Source organism: Nocardia sp. CNS-044, assembly GCF_059570515.1.
In genome coordinates this window covers 38,966-57,065 of the sequence record NZ_JCANSX010000009.1, presented here as the reverse complement: position 1 = coordinate 57,065, position 18,100 = coordinate 38,966, and the positions used below count along the sequence as shown (strand labels likewise).

The window sequence follows — 18,100 nt, the reverse complement described above, 5'->3', positions numbered from 1 at the left end:
GCGATTTCGCCGTCGGGCATCAGCGAGGCAATGGGCTGCCCGCGGCGGTCGCGGTGTCGTGTTCCATGACTTCGGTGGCGGCGCGCTCGCCCGAGCGGACGGCGCCGTCGACCCATCCGCACATGACGGCGGAGCTCTCGGTTCCGGCCCAGTGGATGCGGCCGCACGGTGCGCGCAGGGCGTGGCCGAACTGGGTCAGCACACCGGTCGGTGCGTGGCTGAGCATGCCGCCGCCGGAGTAGCGTTCGACGCTCCAGTTCTGCTCGAGGTAGTCGACGGGCGGGCGGGCCTTCGCGCCGAACCGCTCGACGAGTGCGTCCAGAATGGCTTCTCTCCGTTCGGTTTCGTCGAGTCGGCCGATCCGCCGCGCGATAGGCCCCTCGGCGATGACGCACAGGATCCCGGGTCGGCCCGTGTCCGTGCAGGCATCGATGGTGATGGTCGCGGGCGATCCCGGTGCGACCGACTGGCCCGACAATCCGTCGCTACGCCAGAACGGTTGGTCGTAGACGACGGAGGTCTTGATGATGGAGCCGCTCGGCATCCGCTGGTGCAGGAACGATCGATCGACCGGAAGCATTGGCTCGTAAAGGATTTGGCTCGCGATCGCCAAGGGGACGGCGACGATCGCCCGGCGTGCCCGCACGGTCGAGTCGTCGGAACGCACCGTCACTCCGTCGGCGTCCTGCTGGATGCGCCGCACCGGCTGCGACAGGTGGATCGAATCGCCGATCGCGGCCGCCATCGGACCGTAGACGGCGCCCATACCGCCGACCGGCCGCGCATCCTGGGCGCCGTCCTCGACGCCGAGGACGAAGCCGGGCCCACCGCCGGACGCCATCTGGTACAGCACGAAAAGCAGCGACACTTCGGCGGCGGCGGAGGTGTAGCAACCGGCGATCGCGGTCTCGAGGAGTTCGTGCGCCGGTTTGGACGCCACAGTGCTGTCCAGCCACTGCGCCAAGCTGATTCGATCCCATTTGCCCGCGTTCTTCGCCGCCCACGGACTCTCGAGGGGAACCGATCCGCACATATGACCCAGCTCGAGCAACACCGCGCCCAGGTTCATCGCCGCCCACGGACTCATCGTCCACGGGATGGTGCCCGTGTAGCGGTGCTGTTTGCCGCCGACCATCATCATGGCCTCGCCGTCGGTGTACTGCTTGTAGCTCGGGACACCGAACTCGTGCATCAGCGCGTGGATCCGGTCCTGACCCGGCCCGATCCAGGCGCCGCCGCGATCGATCCAGGACCCGTCCGCGCGCGCTTCGGTGAACGTGCGCCCGCCCAGCCGGTCGCGTGCCTCCAGCACCACCACCGACCGACCCGCTTGGCTGAGCCGCAGCGCGGCCGTCAGTCCGGCGAAACCCCCGCCAATCACGCAATAGTCGACGTCTGTCATGGAGCGCCGCCCTCGTATCGGATTTTCCGCGAGCGGCCGATTTCCGCGTGCCGCCACCGTGCGGCCGTGCGCATCACCGGCCGCGGCCTCGACGCACCCTCTGCGTTCGGGCTCGCGTCGAATTTTTCAGCAATTCTATAGCAATTCGCACGCCGAGTCTGCCCGCACGGCATCGCCGTTCGTGCTCGTGGCAGCGATTCGGTCGTGCGCTGGGATCGGCTTCGTTCAGTGGCTGGGGGAGATGACGTCGAGCACGCGGAGCACGTTGCCACCGAGGAGCAGGTGGATCGTCTCGGCGGCGAGGCCGCGGCGCAGCAGCGCGTCGGTGAGCCGCGGCAGCTGGGCGGGGCTTTCCAGTCCGCGCGCGGGTCTGATGAAGCCATCCCAGTCCGAGCCGAGCGCGACGGTCTCGCGGCCGCCGACATCGATGATGTGCAGCAGGTGATCGACGACCGCGTCGAGTTCGCCGCCGAGGTAGGCGGGGGAGAAGATGACACCGACGACGCCGCCGGTATCGGCGATGGCGCGGATTTGTTCGTCGTCGATGTTGCGCCACATGGGCCGGACTCCGGCCACGCCGGTGTGCGAGACGATGACCGGTCCGTGGGCGCGGGCGATGGCGTCGAAGAAGCCGGGGCGGTTGATGTGGGCGAGGTCGACCAGCACGCCGAGTTCGGCGCACGCGTCGACGACCTCGCACCCGAAGCCGGTCAACCCTTCCTCCCGGCTACGGCCGATACCCATTGCTGGACAACCGATCTCGCTTCGACTGAAGTGCAGCAACCCCAGGTAGCGCACGCCGCGCCGCGCGAAGGCGACGAGGTTGTCGAGGTCGCCCTCGAGCGCTTGGCCGCCCTCGATACCGCGCAGCCCGACGCTGATTCCCTCGGCGCGCGCCCGGCGGATGTCGTCGCCGGTGGTCGCCAGCCGGAAGCTGTCGGGATGGGCGCGGGCGGTTTCGTCGAGCGCGTCGAGCTGGCGGTGGATGTCGGCGGCGGTGCCGCGGCGCGGGTAGGGGGCCGTCCACATGCCGAACCATTGCGCGGCGAGACCGCCGTCGCGCATGCGGGGCAGGTCGACATGTCCGACGTACCGACTGATCGGCCAGCGCGGGCGATGGCGGACGGTGAAGTCGTAGCCGCGGGATATCAGTTTCGGAGTGTCGGCGTGCAGGTCGATGACGGTGGCGCTGTCGTGCACTTGCTGGGCTTCGACGGAGACGAGCATGCGTACCTCCAGACGAGAAGGACGGTCAGCGCCGCCGGAATCGGTCGGCGCGAAACGGTGTCAGTACCGGCGGGCGAACGTCGTCGATCACGTAGCGCGTGAGGGCTTCGGCGGCGGGCGCGGCCAGTGTCATGCCGAGCATGGAAAACCCTGTGACGAGGTAGGTTTCGGCGTGGCCGGGCAGCAGGTCGATGATCGGCAGTCCGTCCGGTGTCAGTGGTCGTTGCCCGCTCCACTCGCGTTGCCGGTCGGTCCAATCGATGCCGTCGAGCATGACCGACGCGCAGCGGGCGATGGGGTCGAGTCGCTGAGCGCTCAACTGCGCCGACGGCCCGAAGTCCATGCCCGAGGCGATGCGCAGCCGGTCGCCGAGCGGTGCGCAGGCGATGTGGTCGTCGAGCAACAGCACCGATCGGCGCAGCGCGGTGGCGGCGGGGACGTCGAAGCTGTAGCCGCGACCGCCGATGAGCGGGAATCGTCTTCCGATCAGGGCGGTACTCGCTCCGGTCGCGACGATCACCACATCGGCGTGACGACGGCCCGCACTGGTCGCGACCTCGGCGCGCGTACCCAAACGAGTGGCGGTGACTCCTTCCTCGATGCGCACGCCGATGCCACGGAGATGCGCGGCGAGAGCGGCGACGAACGCGCCCGGATCGATCTGAACGTGATCGCGCAGTTCGACGCCGTGGCGGACCAGCGTCGACAGCGCGGGTTCCAGCTCATGGAGCGCGTCGGCGTCCAGGATGGTCTCCGGCACCGAGAACCCGGCGGCCCGGAACGGTTCGCGGGCGCGGCGGAACGCCCGCACGGCATCGGCCTCGCGGGCCACGGCCAGCAGACCCGCGTCGACGCGCCGGAATTCGACGCCTTCGTCGGCGAGCTCGTCCAGCAGCGGGAAGCAGCGCTTGCCCAGCTCGGCCAGCGCCAGGACGCCGCGTCCGTAGCGGCGGGCGGTGGAATGGCGGGCCAGGGACAGCAGCCAGGGCAACAGCCGCGGATAGTCCCGGGCGGCGATCCGCGATGCCGACTCGGGCGAGCGCAGATGCCGGAGCCCGTCGCGCATCAGTCCGGGCTCGGGGAAGGGGCCGGTTTGCGCGGGGTTCACCCACCCGGCGTTGCCGTGGGAGGCGCCCGCGCCGACGCGCTCGGCTTCCAGCACCGTCACCTCGACGCCGCGGTGCGCGAGCTGGTGGGCCACAGTGAGCCCGGCGATGCCCGCGCCGACGACTAGTGCGGTTCGCGGCGTGCTCATATGCCGGAACTGACGTAGCGCGGCATTGTGCGCCCTTCGTTTCGAACGCCGGAAGCATTCCGACGACCGGTGCGTCGTCCTCGCTGGATTGCCAGAACGTTGCCGACGGTCGGGGTAGTCGCAGTCTATTCCGGGCCCGGCGACGGTGTCCTCGATGTGGGATCACTTCGGCACGATCACGCGTTTCGTCTGCTCGGATCACGACCGCCGCTTGGTTTCACCGGGCTATCGCCTCGATTTCGATGCGGTCGGCGACCCAGGACAGGAAGGTGCGCACGTCGGCGGCGGGTAGTGGGACCGCCGAGGAGCGGGGGCGCTCGAAGCTGTCCAGCGCGGCTCCGATGAGCGGTCGGAACGCTTCCTCGGTCTGCGCTATCAGCCGCGCCGCCTTCCGCTTCGCCAGCCAGCGGCCGGTGCGGCAGAACGCGACCGAGCGACAGCCGTTGAGGACCTGGTTGTCGCTCAAATGACCTACCCCGTCCGCGTGCTCGCGGACCGAGGCCAGGATCGCGGCGTAGAGGTCGCGGTCGTGCGGCGCCGCGACGACCTGGCGTACCGGACTCCCGTAGAGGAGCCGACCGGACTGGTGGGCGATGGAGCGATCGATGACATGCCAGAACGCCGGGGATCGCTTCGGGTCGAAGTCGGCGCGGCTCGGCAGCAGCGGACCGGTGTTGAGGTTGAGCGAATATCCCGCCGCTACGGACGGTCGCTTGGCGAACTCGGAGTCGTAGATCACCAATTCCAGCCCCGCGGCGGGACAGGGCAGCGCGGGATGAGCGAGCACTTTCGCCATCTGGCGCACCGCCCGCCCGGGAAGAGCCGGACCGGCCACCACCGTCACATCGACGTCGCTGCGCCCGTGCCGATAGTCCGCGAGCGCGATGGACCCCACCGCGAACACGCTGACGAGATGCGGTTCGCATACGGCGCGGGTGCGCCGCACGAGCTCTTCCAGGTACGGCCGCACCTCGACCGGCACCGATTCCGGATCCACGAGCGTGGAGGTCATACGACCAGTATCGGCCCAGGGGCGGATACCGGCCCTCGGACACGTGTGCGTAGTCGAAACCGATGTGCGCTGGGTGACCTGACCGTGGCGACCCGTCCCCAGCGCGTCGCTGGTCGTATGCGGCATCGACGGATCGAGACCCGGCTCCTGCCACGGGGCGATCCACTGGGGGACTCGGTGAAATCGTCCGAGGGAGGGCTAAGCGCGGCGCGCGGGTGGGATCGTGTGCAGTTCGACTTCGGTGATCTCGCCCGAGGTGACGGTGGCCGTCAGGTAGGTGTGGTGGGGCTGGCGGCGTTTGTCGGTGGGGGAGCCGGGGTTGAGCAGGCGCAGGCCGGTGGAGGTGACGGTGTCCCACGGGATGTGGCTGTGGCCGAACACCAGGACGTCGGTATCGGGGAAGTCGCGGGCGCAGCGAGTGTCCCGGCCGGTGGCCGGGCCGGTCTCGTGCACGACCGCCAGCCGCAGGCCGTCGAGGTCGGCGCGGGCGATCTCGGGGAGACGGCCGCGCAGCTCGGGCCCGTCGTTGTTGCCGTAGACGGCGATCAGTCGCTTGCTGCGCGCTTCGAGCCGATCCAGCAGCGCCACCTCGACCCAGTCGCCCGCGTGCACGACGACATCGGCGGCGTCCACCGCCCGCCAGACGGATTCCGGCAGATCGCGCGCGCGTTTCGGGATGTGGGTGTCGGAGATGATCAGCAACCGCACGGTGTCCGGTCTACCACCGCCGGAGGTACGACGAGCCGAAGCCACCGAATCCGCGCTGCGAGCGGCCGACCAGCGCGTCGATCGGGCATCCGCGGCAGAGACACCCGTCACGAGAAGATCGCGTGCACCTGGTCGACGGCCTCGGCGCCGTAGGCCACCGCGCCCACCGGAACCGCACCGCGCACCGCCTCGATCACCCGTGCCGTCCATACCGGACCGAACCCGCCGCACAGTTCGATCAGCTGGGCGCCGCCGTCGACCAAACGGCGAGCCACGTCGACGGCCTGCTCCGGGTGATCGACGCCGACGAACACCGACCGGCAAGCGGCCGTCTCCACGACGGTTTCGTTTTCGGGATCGCTTCCTGCCGCGGTGTAGATGAATCCCCATGCGGTCAGCGCCATGCGCGTGCCTCTCCTAGAGCTTCGGCCGCGGACCTATCGAGGCGCGACCCGATCGAAGCCCAGCGAAGCCGATGCCGGGTCGCGCTGTCCACGAGGTAGAACCGCAGAGGCGTGCGGCCATTCCGCACGCACCAGGTCGGCGACCATCCGGCACCATCGCGAGGCCGCCGAATCGGCCGGATTCCAGGCCAGCGCGTAGCGGATGAACGGCGAGTCTTCGACGAAAGGCAGCCAGACCAACCCGTCGCCCGGACGCACGTCCCACGCCGGTCGCAGTGCGACGACATCCCCGCCGTGCGCGAGCTCGGCCGCGAACAGTGCTCGTCGCGGTGCGCTGGCTCGGATCGCCGAGGGCTGCCAGCCCGCTCGGAGCCATGACTCGCGGATCGCGTCGTGATAGCCCGGCGCCGCGGATCGCGCGAACCACGACAGCGCGCTGCCGTCCAGATCGGCCCACCGCACCGCGTGACGCTCGGCCAGCCGATGACCGGCGGCCACGATCACGCCGAGCTGCGCCTCGGCGATCACGACATGATCCAGTCCGGCCAGATCCGTGGGCAAGAGCAGAACGCCCATGTCGAGCGAGCCTTCGCGCAGGGCGGGCAGCTGTTCGGCGGTCTGCGCGTCGAGGAACTCCAGGGTCGGCTCGGCGACCCCGCGCCACAACACCGAAGCCGACCACGGCGGCGCACCGGGTGTCACGGCGACGCGCGGAGTCCGCGCTTCCCGCACGGACTCTCGTGCTCGGCGAGCCGAATCCAACACGGCACGAGCATGTTCGGCGAGCCGCGCGCCCGCCCGAGTCGGCGTCATGCCGGCGGAACCCCGTACGAACAACGCCGTACCGAGGTCACGTTCGAGCGCGATGATCTGCTGACTCAACGATGTCGGCCTGATCCCGACCGCATCCGCGGCGCGCGTGAGATTCCGCTCCTCGGCGACCGCGAGGAAATACCGCAACTGTCGCAGTTCCACTCCGCCACGCTAACGAACCAGCGCCCACGCACCTTCCCGGCGACGGCCCGGTTCGGCTCGCGAGGGGCCGCGCCGGGACCGCGACCGCCGGTTCGACACGCACGGGACCGCGGCATCGGTGGTTCCGTCAGAGGGCCGGTCGATTTCTCGTTCCGTAGGTGCCCCATTCGTCGCCGCGCAGATACGCGAGGTGCTGGGCGTCGGCGCGGGCGGAGACGGCGGCGGCCACGGCGGCGGCGGCATTGTGGCGCAATTTCAGGAGCACGCCCACGCAGCCCGCGACGATCGCGAAGCCCGCGGCGGCGCCACCGAGTTCGGCGTCGAAGAGATTGCCGATACCGATGAGCAGGCCGAGTGCCGCGACCGCCCACGTCCACGCGCGAGGGTGCCGACGCATCGACCCTCGGAGGCTGCCGAAAGCTTGCTTTGTCTTGTCCGGGTTCTGGAAGCACCAGACGACGAGGTAGAAAGGCCACAGGAACGGAGCCAGCAGCAACAAGACGATGATCTTCATGGCCCTCCTCTCACTGATCCTGGGAATGAGGGATTACCCACCCCATCGAGACCCAGTCCACGCGCTGGTGCTCGCCGCGACTCTGCCGCAGCTGGCAGGCCGGAAATCCGCGAACCGCGCGCCGACCGCAGAGCCGTTCGCGACCTCGGCCGCGTCGAGCGGGGCAGACTGGTCGGATGATCATCGAGCCGTTGCGCCAGCGCGCGATTCCCGAGGTGATCGCGCTGATGGAGCTGGGAATGCCCTACATCACCGCGCGCACCTACTCCGACTACTGGCTCTACGCGAACCTGTTCTCCTCGACCTGTCCGGTGGCGACCATCGACGGCCGGATCGCTGGCGCACTCGTCGCCTTTCGCAGCCAGGACGCACCGGCCGACGTGTACGCGCAGGACCTGATGGTCCATCCCGACTTCCGCCGCCGCGGCGTCACGCGCGCCCTGATGGACCAGCTGCGCGCGACCGCGGCGACGATGGGTTGCCGCCGGATCTACCTGACCTCGATGCCGGGCAACCACGCGGCCCACCGTACCTGGGCGGCGCTCGGTTTCCGGAACGTGCCCGGCGACCGGACCATCGACGGTGTCTCGGTCGTCTCCGACTTCAAGGGCCCCGGCAAGGCGCGGGCGGTCTTCGAACTGCCACTCGACGGATGAGCGCCGAAACCATTGGTGCGAGGGATTTTCGGCCGACAGAGCGCGGCACCTCAGGCCGCGCTGGTCACGCGGGCGGGCGGCTCCGCGAGTGCCTGTTCGCGCAGACTGTCGAGCGTGTTGGTGAGGATCCTGGAGACCTGCATCTGCGAGCAGCCGATCAGGCGTCCGATCTCGGCCTGGGTCCGGTTCTCGTAGAACCGCATGATCAGCACTCGACGTTCGCGCTCGGGCAGCGCGGCGATGAGCGGTCGCACCGCCATGGCGTCCTCTAGCAGGCGATAGCACGGTTCGACGGTGCCGAGAGTCTCCCGGATCGATGGCGTCCCGCCTTCCTCCTCGCCGCGTTCGGGAGTGTCCAGCGAGTCGGCGGTGTAGGCGTTGCGTGCGACGAGCGCCTGGGTGACCTCGGTCAGTTCGACGCCGAGTTCGGCGGCCAGCTCGCGCGCGGTGGGCATGCGCCCGAGCCGGTGGGTCAGCGCGTCGGTGGCGGGCCCGAGGCGCTGGTGCAGTTCCTTGATGCCGCGCGGCACCCGGACGGCCCAGGTGTGGTCCCGGAAGTGGCGGCGCACCTCGCCCATGATCGTGGGCACGGCGAAGGCGAGGAACGGTTTGCCCTGGGAGACGTCGAAGCGGTCCACCGCTTGCACCAAGCCGAGCAGCGCGATCTGCTGCAGGTCGTCGAGATCCTGGCCGCGGTTGGCGAAGCGGCGGGCGATATTGCCCGCCAGCGGCAGACACCGGTGCACGATCTCTTCCCGCAGCGCGCGGCGCTGCGGGTCGTCGGCGTCGAGGGCGGCCAGCTTCTCGAACCAGGGTTCGATGTCGTCGTAGCTGTCGCCGGACTTCTTGGCGCCCGGCTTGCTCTCCGATGCCGAGTTGCTCATGGAATACCTCGCTCCCAACCGAATTCGACGTCGGTCAGATACCCGCGACCGCCGACGGCAAACGTCCGTCGAAGCCGGAATTCGTGCCGCCTGAGACCTCTTCGTATGGCGTCGCCGGTCAGCGGAGGCGGCGCAGGGCGCGGTCGGCGGCGTTGGCGCCGCACATGCCGTGCGCGCCGGGGCCGGGCGGTGTGGCGGCGGAGCAGAGGTAGTGGCCGGGGAGGCCGAGGTCGTACGGCTGCAAGGTCTTTCGCGGGCCGAAGACGAGCTGGGGGATGTCCTTGGCGCCGGTCATGATGTTGCCGCCGACGTAGTTCGGGTTGTAGTCGGCGAAGTCCGTTGTGGTGCGCACGTCGACGCCGAGGACGCGGTCGCGGAAACCGGGGGCGAAGCGTTCGATCTGGGCCACAATCGCTTCGGTGGCGTCGCCGGTGTAGCCGTACGGGACATGCGCGTACGCCCAGATCGGGTGGATGTCGCCGACCGAGCGCCCCGGGTCCGCCAAATACTGCTGACCCACGAGCACGAACGGCCGCTCGGGCATGCGTCCGGTGTGGATGTCGCGCTCGGTCGCGGCGACCTCCGCGTAGGTTCCGCCCAGATGCACGGTTCCGGCCCGGCGGGCGGCCGTCGCGGTCCACGGGATACCGCCCTGCACGGCGAAGTCGACCTTGAAGGCGCCGGGTCCGTAGCGGAAACGCCGGAACGCCTTGCCGATTCGCGCCGGAAGCCGGTCGCCGAGGATCTCCGCGACGGCGGTGGGCGCCACGTCCCACATCACGACCTCCGCCGCGGGCAGATCGCCGACCGACCTGACCGGAGTTCCGGTCTCGATCTTGCCGCCGAGGTCGCCGAGCCGCGCCGCCATCGCGTCGGTGATGCGCTGCGAACCGCCCGCGGCGACGGCCCAGCCGTAGGCGTGGCCAGCGGTGAGGATGCCGAGGCCGATGCTCGCGCTGAGCGGCCGGTTCAGCGGGCGGAAGGCGTGGGCGGCGACGCCGCCGAACAGGCCGCGCGCCTGCGGCGTGCGGAAGGCCGCCGCGAGCAGGTCGGCGGAAATCAGCGCGGGAATTCCGAAGCGCGCCAAGCTCACCGGATGGCGTGGCACCCGCAGCAGCGGCCGCATGATGTCGGTGCTCGTCCGGTCGTAGCGCGCGACGGGACGTTCGAACAGCAGCCGCCACGCACGACCGTCGGCGCCGAGACCGGCTGCCGTGTCGGCGACCGAGCGGTGCAACACACCGGCGCTGCCGTCGTCGAGCGGATGGACGCAGTCGATGTCCGGCCACGCCCAGGTCAGCCCGTAGCGAGCCAGGTCGAGCGACCGGAGGAACGGAGAGCCGACGGCCATCGGGTGGATGGCCGAGCACTGGTCGTGCAGCAGACCGGGCACGATCGCTTCCCTGGTCCGCGCGCCGCCGCCGATCTCGTCGGCGGCCTCCAGCACGGTGACCTGAAGGCCCGCCTCGGCGAGCACGATCGCCGCCGCGAGACCGTTCGGGCCGCTGCCGACCACGACCGCTGTGCTCATATCGCTCTCCGTTCCGGTGGTCATGGGTCAGCCGACGCGCGACGGCTCGGGTTCGCGGACCGGCGCGGCGGGCAGCGTCGCCGCCTCGTAACCCGCGCGCCGCCAGGTCACCTCGTGCGGGATCGGGCCGTCGGGCAGCCACGGCTGCGTCCGCACCGCGTCGCGCACCCGCCATTCTCCGCGCTCCACAACGCCGAGCGCCGCATCGATGACCTGGTACCGCTGGACGCCGCGGTGAATCGGCTGGGACTCCACCCATACGATGATCCACTCGCCGGGCGCGAACCCGACGCGCGACTGCACCGCGTCGATCAGATCGATGTTGTGCAGGTGCCCGTCGCCGAAGTTGAAGCCGATCAGCGAGTTGCAGCCGAACTCGGCCTCGCGCACCGTCCACCGGTCGAGATCCGGAATGTGCTTGTACAGCAGCGAGAACAGTCCGCGGCCCTGGCTGTGCATGGACCGCCAGGCGATGGTCTGCTGCATGGTGATCTCGGCGATCGCCTTCGGGTAACCCATGTCCTGCAACTGGTCGATCTGGTTCTTGGCGGGCCGGTGCGGCAGGCTGTTCAGCTTCTCCTCCGCGCCGGGCGCGAAGGCCCACAGTGCCGAGGCCCAGTTGCCCGCGTACTGCCGCATCGACGGCAGGAACGACACCAGATCCGGGCGCAGATTGCCGAGGACCGGGAAGAACACCAGCGCGGCGACGATGCCGAGGGTCAGCCACGGCGAGGACATGTCGGTCACGGCGTAGCCGTCGGCCGCGGGGTACCCGAGGAAGAGGAACACCGTCAGGTAGGCGAACAGGATGTTCCACTCCAGCGGCACCGCCAGCGGGAAGGTGGAGGTGATGAAGAAGTGGAACACCACCATCATCACCACGCCGGCGAGGGTCAACCAGTGGTTGGTCGAGAACAACAGCACCAGCGGCGTGACGATCTCGACCGTGGTCCCGCCGACATGCGCCAGGAACGAGGCGACCTTGGACGGGCGCAGATCACGCGGGAAGTCGCGGTAGTGCAGGCGCTTGATCCACCGGAACGGCACGGCGGGGCTGTTCGACATCATCGGCGGAACCACGTTCGAGAAGTGGTCGCCGAACTTCGACACGCCCGCACCGATCCAGACGGCGCAGATCAGCAGCTTCGCCGCGATGATCATGTCGACGAACGGCAGCGCCGCGAAGAAGATCAGCGCGGGCAGGTACTGCTCACCGCGCGCCGCGAGGAAGATCGTCTTGTCCCGCAGACCGCACAGGACATACAGCACGATCGGCGCGATCAGCAGCGCCGGATTCACCAACCCCGCCGTGTTGTCCGGCAGCGCGGCGCTCAGGGACGCGCTCGGGATGCCGGGACGCACGATCGCCGTCAGCAGCGAACCGAGGAACGCCAGGTACAGGCCGACGTCGACGATCGTGCGGGTGTCGCCGTTGGTGAACGGCACGTGCCGCCACGGCCGCAGGCGAATCGTGCCGGGCCGAGCCCAGAACAGGATGCCGCCGGTCATCGGCTTGAATTTGCCCGCGAGCGGACCCCAGGATCCGGCCAGGCCGATCGCCTCGAGCAGGATGGTCCAGAGCACCAGCTTCTGGTAGACGATCGGTTCGTTCCACCACTCGCCCACCGCCCAGAACGGTCCGACGCCGGAGGTCCAGGTCGCCAGCGCGACGCCGCCGACGGTGTAGAGCACGAGCAGTTTGACGATATAGACGGTGTGGATCATTCGCGGGCTGCCGAACCCGTATTCCACCCAGTGCAACGCCAGCGCGCGCATGCGCTCGCGTAGCGGTTGCTCGAGGAATGTGTCCACGTCGACGGGCGGGAAATCTCCCGTTTTGAATCCCATTGTTCGAACCTTTCTCGCGATCGTTTTTCGGGTGCACGGCATCGACATCCGTTCGCTCATCGATCGCGTTCGGACGGTGGCCGGTTCAGTTCTTACGGAGCCGAATTACTGTGCGGCTCAGGCAGGCGCCGCCAGGGCGCGCAGTTTTCTCTTGTCGATCTTGCCCACCGGATTGCGCGGCAGCGATTCGGTCAGATGAATGGCGACCGGCAATTTGACGCGGGCGAGCGAAACGCCGCAGTGCTCGAGCAGGGTCGCCGGCGTGAGCTCGGCGCCCGGCATGGCGACCACGTGCGCGACCGGCACTTCGCCGAGCACGTCGTGCGGCGCGCCGACCACGGCGGCCTCCAGCACGGACGGGTGCGCGTGCAGGACGTTCTCGATCTCCTTGGGGTAGATGTTCTCGCCGCCGCGGATGATCATGTCCTTGATGCGATCGACCAGCACCAGGTAGCCGTCCTCGTCGAAGTAGCCGACGTCGCCGGTGTGCAGCCAGCCGTCGACGACGGTCATGGCGGTCGCTTCCGGCCTGCCCAGGTAGCCGCGCATCACGTTCGCGCCCTTGATCACCACCTCGCCGCGCTCGCCCGCGCCGAGCAGGTCGCCGTCGGAATCCATGACGGCCACGGTCTGACCGGGCAGCGGCACCCCGACCGTGCCCGGCTTGCGCCGCCCGCGCGGCGGGTTCACCGTCGACGCGCAGGTGCCCTCCGACAGGCCGTAACCCTCGACAATCGGTACGCGGAAACGGGTTTCGAAGCGCGCGATCAGTTCGGCGGGCATCGGGGCGGCGCCGCAGACCACCAGCCGCAACGACGAGGTGTCCGGCGTCCGCTCCGCGGCCTGGGCCACCAACATGGCGTAGATGGCGGGCACCGCGGAGAAGTAGGTCGGCCGGACGCGCTCGACCACGTCGAAGAAGGTGGACGCGGAGAAACGTCCGGCGATGGTGGCGCGGCCGCCCGCCAGCAGCGGCGACAGCACGCTGACCACGATCCCGTTGACGTGGAACAGCGGCAGGATCAGCAGGCTGTGATCGGTCTCGTCCAGCCCGAGCGTCTCGATGAGCATGGCGCACATCGCGGCGATGTTGGCGTGGTCGAGCACGACGCCCTTCGGCTGTCCGGTGGTGCCGCTGGTGTAGATGATCAGGGCGGTCGCGTCGTCCTCGATCGCCACTGCGGGCACCGGCGCGCCGACCCCGACGGCGGGTCCGGCCACGTCGGCCACGTCCAGCGCGTCGAGTCCGCGTCCGCCTTCGGTGATCACGACTTTCGCGGCGCAGTCGGAAATCTGATAGTGCGCCTCGTCGAATGTCGAATCCGGCTTGATCGGCGTGACCGCGGCGCCGAGATGCCAGGCCGCGAAAAGGATTATGACCAATTCCAGGCGGTTCGGCAGCATTACCGCGACCACGTCGCCGCGCCGGACTCCGTGCGTGTGCAGAACGGTCGCGGCGGCCCGGACGCGGCGCGCGAAATTCTCGTTGTCGAGTTCTTCGCGATCGTCCGCGAGACAGGGCCTGGTCGGATTCCAGAGCGCCCGCACGTAGGGTATTTCGGCTACGTTCTGCACCATTTCCTCACCATCGAATGCGTACGTGACTCGGATTACATTTCCAAGGTAGGTACCCGGCGAAGGCGGAGCTACGGGCCCGCATCCCAGAGTTTTCGGCGCGGGTTGTGCCGGTGGCACAAAAGGTTGGCGTAAGCGCCCGCCCGGGCCGCTGACCTGGCGTATCGTCCGGAACAAATGAGCGAACCTGATGACCGGACGATCGACGGGGGCAGGCCACACGCCGAACCGAATGGCGGCGCGGACGTGGGCGGGAACGACGACGTCGAGTCGGCGGTCCGCGAGGTGGCCGAACGCATCAAGGCCGACCTGCCACGGTTGCTCGCGGACATGACCGCGATGTTCGCCGACATGATCGAGGAGTTCCGGCACGACGACGAGGTGCGGCGGCTGATGGAAGCCAGCACAGCCTCGAACCTCGCCGCGATCCTCGACCTGCTCACGCTGGGCATCTCGTTCGACGACCTCACGGTGCCGCCCGCCGCCGCCGAGTACGCCCGCCGGTTCGCCCAGCACGGGATGTCGTTGGAGGCGCTGCTGCGCGCGTACCGCCTCGGCGAGCACATGTTCGCCCAGACGGCGATGACCGTGCTGCGGACGCTCGATCCCTCGGCCGAGCTGGCGCTGGCGACCACCAGCCGGATCGCGGCGCGGATCAACCGCTACATCGACGGGGTCATCGAGGGCGTCATCGACATCTACGAGAACGAACGGCGGCGCTGGGACGCCCGCACGGACGCGACGCGCGCCGCGCAGGTCAAAGCGGTGCTCGAGGGGGAGGAGCTGGATCTGGCCTCGGCGGAGCAGATGCTGGGGACCTCGCTACGCGGCTGGCATCTCGCGGCGGTCATCTGGACGCCGCCCGGCTCCGCGGCCTCCTACGATCTGCTGCGCACCGGCGTGGGCATGCTCGCCGCCGCGACCGGCAAGCAACCGCTGACCATCCTCGTCGACGAACACAATTGCTGGGCGTGGATCTCCTCGACGGGCAAGCCGTCGCTCGATCCGGCCGTGCTCGAAGCCGAGTTGCGCAAGCAACCGTCGCTGCGGATGGCGGTCGGAGATCGAGGGGCCGGACTCGCCGGGTTCCGGCAGACGTTCCACGACGCGCAATGCGCGCGCGGCGTGGCGGTCACCGCCGCCAAGGTACGTCAGCTCACCCTATATCCCCGGGTCGCCGTGGCCGGTCTGCTGAAGGACAGTCTCCCGGACGTGCGGGTGTGGGCGCGGCGAGTGCTCGGCGATCTGATGCGCGACGACGAATCGACGGCCCGGCTGCGCGAGACCGCCCAGGTCTACCTCGACGCGCGCGGCAGCCTCACCGACGCGGCCGCCCGCATGCACGTGCACAAGAACACCGTGCACTACCGGATCCGCAAAGCCGAAGAGCTGCTCGGTCATTCGCTCGGCACCAACCGGCTCGACGTCGAGATCGCGCTCATGGTCTGCGCTCAATTCGGTATCACGACAACGGGTTCCGCACGGGAATGACAGTCCCGTCGCCGGAGGTGGTGTCAGCAGATCGGTGGCCGGTGGTCGGCTTTCCGGTGGCTCGGTGGTGAGGCCCGGTGGTCGGCTCCCCGGCGACTCGGTGGTGAGGCCCGGTGATCGGCTCCCCGGGGGCTAGGTGGCAAGCCTCGGCGGTGGGTCACCCGGCGACTCGGCGGTGGGCGCCGCGCAGCGGGTTCGCCACCGGCGACTTGATCGCGGGCAGGGTGATGGACATGCGGACGCGGGTGCCCCGTCCGTTGTGGTCGATCTCCAGTTCCTCGGTGAGCGCGCGCATCATGTCGATGCCGCGCCCGCGGTGACCGGGATCGGCCGAGCGCGGCTTCCATGTCCCGGTGTCGGTGACCTCGATGACCACCCGTTCGGTGTCGCATTCCGCGCTCAACCGCACCCGTTCGGTCGCGGCCGCGCCGTTGCGGTAGGCGTGCTCGATGCTGTTGCTGCACGCCTCGTTCGCAGCGGCGACCAGGTCGGAGGCCAGATCGTGCGGCACGGCCGCGGCGGCGAACCAGGCCTTGAGCTTGCGGCGCATGCCGGAGAGTTCGTCGGCGTCGGCGGGGACGTCCAAGCGCAGCGGCGCGGGCGGCTGCCGGTACACCACCATCGCGACGTCGTCGTCGTAGCCGGCGGCCGGGCGCAGCCGGGAGAGCACCGCGTCGGCCACCTCGCGCGGCAGCTTGCCCGCGGTGTCGGCGAGCACGGCCGCGATCTTGGCGAAACCGTCGTCGATGTCGACGCCACGCTGCTCGACCAGCCCGTCGGTGAACAGCACCAGCGTCGAGCCCGGGGTCAGCGCGGTGGTGGCCTCGGGGCGGCGCGGCATGTCGAAGGTGGCCAGCGGCACCGAGCGCCCGCCCTCCAGCAGCCTGCCCGGCTTGTCGACGTCGGCGAGGATGGGCGGCATGTGGCCCGCGCTGCTGTAGCGGACCAGTCCGCGCACCGGATCGAGCACGGCCGCGCACACCGTGGTGCACATCGCGCCGGGAATGCGGCCCGCCACCGTGTCGAGTTCGGCGAGCAGCTGCGCGGGCCCGGCTCCGCGCAGTAGCAAAGCCCTTCCCGCCGAGCGCAATTGGCCCATCACCACGGCGGCCGACAGCCCTCGGCCCACGCAGTCGCCGACCACGACGCCGATGGTGCCGTCGCGCAGCGGCACCACGTCGTACCAGTCGCCGCCGATCTCCAGCGGCGGCAGGGCGGGTTCGTAGTGCACCGAGAACCGCGGCGGCAGTTCGATGGGACCGAGCATGGCGCGCTGCAAGGTGAGCGAGGTGGCGCGGGCCTGATCGAAGTTGCGCGCCCGCTGCACCGCCAGACTCAGGTGCCCGATCAGCAGCGAGAACAGCGTCCAGTCCGCGGCACTGATGGCGCGCGGCGCGGCGAAGCGCAACCACAGTGCGGCGTCGCCGGTTTCACCGAGCGGGGCGACGATCCCCTCGGAGCTCTCCGCGCCTTCCGGAATCGCGAACAGGCTGCGCGGCGGCCTGCGCCGGGCACGTTCGAGCAGGGCGCGGGCGGAGTGGTCGAGCGCGGCGGGGTCGGTCTCGACTCCCGTACCGCTCGACGGCTCGACGGTCCCCGAGACGTAGACCTCGGGCTCGGCATTGCGGCTCGGCCACACGGTGACCACCGCGGACTCGGCGCCGACGGTGCGCCGCAGTTCGTCGAGGCCGACCGCGAGCACCTCGACCACGCTGGTCGCCGCGCCCACCGCGGTGGCCAGCCGGGAGGCGGCCTGGTCGCGGGCCTGCGCATCGTGCTCGGCGGTGACGTCGCGGATGGTGCCGACGTAGATCAGCTCGTTGTTCTCCGGCTTGACCAGCGCGCTGGTGCTCACCGCCAACCACAGCTGCCGCCCGTCGCGGTGCCGGATCGGCAGCACGAAACGCAGTGCCTCGGTACCCAGATCGGGATAGCGCGGCCCCGCGGGCAGCGACCACGGGTGCGGCACGGCGTACGGCACGTCCGCGGGGCCGTAGCCGGTGAGCGCGCCGAAGGCGGAGTTGACCTCGACGATGGTGCCGCGCGCGTCGGCGACGAAGAATCCGTCCTGCAGCGATTCGACGAGGGCGGTGCGGAAGGCGTCGCGGCCCGCGAGATCGTCTGCGCGCGAACGCTGTTGCTCGTAGCGGCGTGTGCCGTCGAGGTAGCCGCGGGTGGCGATGTCCAGCGCGGCGAGGGTCTGCAAGAGGAATTCGAGTGCGGTCTCGGCGATTCGCGGTTGCGGTGCGGTACCGCTCTCCGCGGCGGTGTCGATCAGTGGCTCGGCCGCGGTGTCGATCAGCGGCTCGGCCGCAGTGTCGATCAGCGGCTCGGCCGCAGTGTCGATTCGTGGCTCGGCCGCGGTGTCGATCGGCGGCTCCGCGGTGGCGCCGGTCTCGTACTCGGCCTGTTCGGCCTCGGTGGCGAGCCGGAAGTGGTTCTCGGTGAGATCGAGCAGGCTGATGCTCTCGACCAGCGCGCGCCTGCCGAGGTCGTAGCCCTCGGACAGGCTGTCCTGACTCGGGGCGGCCAGGTGGCGGCGCAGCGCGTCGGCGTAGGCGTCCAGGAATTCGGCGAGCACGGTGCTCATGGGCGACCGCCGATCACGACCCCGCCTC

The 18,100-nt window shown here is 69.8% G+C and carries 15 protein-coding genes; 2 read left to right on the top strand and 13 right to left on the bottom strand.

Going from position 1 to position 18,100, the window contains the following annotated elements:
- Positions 1 to 19: 19 nt before the first annotated feature.
- From T333_RS23010 to T333_RS22975, 8 genes are all read right to left on the bottom strand, one after another.
- A complete protein-coding gene (locus tag T333_RS23010) occupies positions 20 to 1,402 on the bottom strand; it encodes a flavin monoamine oxidase family protein (RefSeq protein ID WP_496425804.1) in 1,383 nt (460 codons plus the stop codon).
- Positions 1,403 to 1,627: 225 nt separating this feature from the next.
- Complete coding sequence (locus tag T333_RS23005) at positions 1,628 to 2,629, bottom strand: dipeptidase (RefSeq protein WP_355002480.1); 1,002 nt, start codon at positions 2,627 to 2,629, stop codon at positions 1,628 to 1,630.
- A 25-nt stretch (positions 2,630 to 2,654) separates the two neighbouring features.
- Positions 2,655 to 3,884 carry an NAD(P)/FAD-dependent oxidoreductase gene (locus T333_RS23000; protein WP_496425803.1) on the bottom strand — a complete coding sequence of 410 codons (1,230 nt, stop codon included), beginning with the start codon at positions 3,882 to 3,884 and terminating at the stop codon, positions 2,655 to 2,657.
- A gap of 217 nt (positions 3,885 to 4,101) precedes the next feature.
- On the bottom strand, positions 4,102 to 4,896 hold the full coding sequence (locus T333_RS22995; RefSeq protein WP_496425802.1) for an aminoglycoside adenylyltransferase domain-containing protein: 795 nt from the start codon (positions 4,894 to 4,896) through the stop codon (positions 4,102 to 4,104).
- A 198-nt stretch (positions 4,897 to 5,094) separates the two neighbouring features.
- Positions 5,095 to 5,604, bottom strand: a complete 510-nt coding sequence (locus T333_RS22990; RefSeq protein ID WP_355002483.1) for a metallophosphoesterase family protein — start codon at positions 5,602 to 5,604, stop codon at positions 5,095 to 5,097.
- 107 nt (positions 5,605 to 5,711) lie between these two features.
- A complete protein-coding gene (locus tag T333_RS22985) occupies positions 5,712 to 6,008 on the bottom strand; it encodes a DUF6506 family protein (RefSeq protein ID WP_357248929.1) in 297 nt (98 codons plus the stop codon).
- 33 nt (positions 6,009 to 6,041) lie between these two features.
- Complete coding sequence (locus tag T333_RS22980) at positions 6,042 to 6,983, bottom strand: LysR family transcriptional regulator (RefSeq protein ID WP_357248932.1); 942 nt, start codon at positions 6,981 to 6,983, stop codon at positions 6,042 to 6,044.
- A 127-nt stretch (positions 6,984 to 7,110) separates the two neighbouring features.
- On the bottom strand, positions 7,111 to 7,497 hold the full coding sequence (locus tag T333_RS22975) for a hypothetical protein (protein ID WP_496425801.1): 387 nt from the start codon (positions 7,495 to 7,497) through the stop codon (positions 7,111 to 7,113).
- Positions 7,498 to 7,673: 176 nt separating this feature from the next.
- Between T333_RS22975 and T333_RS22970 the strand changes: the two genes are divergently transcribed.
- Positions 7,674 to 8,153 (top strand): GNAT family N-acetyltransferase, encoded by a 480-nt coding sequence (locus tag T333_RS22970; protein ID WP_496425800.1) that lies wholly within the window; start codon positions 7,674 to 7,676, stop codon positions 8,151 to 8,153.
- Positions 8,154 to 8,203: 50 nt separating this feature from the next.
- On the opposite strand, the gene T333_RS22965 is transcribed toward T333_RS22970, so the two are convergent.
- The 4 genes from T333_RS22965 to T333_RS22950 form a co-directional block, all read right to left on the bottom strand.
- The gene (locus T333_RS22965) at positions 8,204 to 9,037 is read right to left on the bottom strand and encodes an RNA polymerase sigma factor SigF (RefSeq protein ID WP_355002488.1); all 834 of its coding nucleotides are present in this window, start codon (positions 9,035 to 9,037) and stop codon (positions 8,204 to 8,206) included.
- A gap of 118 nt (positions 9,038 to 9,155) precedes the next feature.
- Complete coding sequence (locus T333_RS22960; protein WP_496425799.1) at positions 9,156 to 10,568, bottom strand: phytoene desaturase family protein; 1,413 nt, start codon at positions 10,566 to 10,568, stop codon at positions 9,156 to 9,158.
- Positions 10,569 to 10,595: 27 nt separating this feature from the next.
- A complete protein-coding gene (locus T333_RS22955; protein WP_496425798.1) occupies positions 10,596 to 12,416 on the bottom strand; it encodes a DUF3556 domain-containing protein in 1,821 nt (606 codons plus the stop codon).
- 117 nt (positions 12,417 to 12,533) lie between these two features.
- Positions 12,534 to 13,994 (bottom strand): class I adenylate-forming enzyme family protein, encoded by a 1,461-nt coding sequence (locus T333_RS22950; protein ID WP_496425797.1) that lies wholly within the window; start codon positions 13,992 to 13,994, stop codon positions 12,534 to 12,536.
- A 174-nt stretch (positions 13,995 to 14,168) separates the two neighbouring features.
- On the opposite strand from T333_RS22950, the gene T333_RS22945 reads away from it, so the two are divergent.
- Complete coding sequence (locus T333_RS22945) at positions 14,169 to 15,482, top strand: PucR family transcriptional regulator (RefSeq protein ID WP_496425796.1); 1,314 nt, start codon at positions 14,169 to 14,171, stop codon at positions 15,480 to 15,482.
- A 157-nt stretch (positions 15,483 to 15,639) separates the two neighbouring features.
- Here T333_RS22945 and T333_RS22940 read toward each other — a convergent pair whose 3' ends face one another.
- A complete protein-coding gene (locus T333_RS22940) occupies positions 15,640 to 18,072 on the bottom strand; it encodes a SpoIIE family protein phosphatase (protein ID WP_496425795.1) in 2,433 nt (810 codons plus the stop codon).
- Between the last annotated feature and the right edge of the window lie 28 nt (positions 18,073 to 18,100).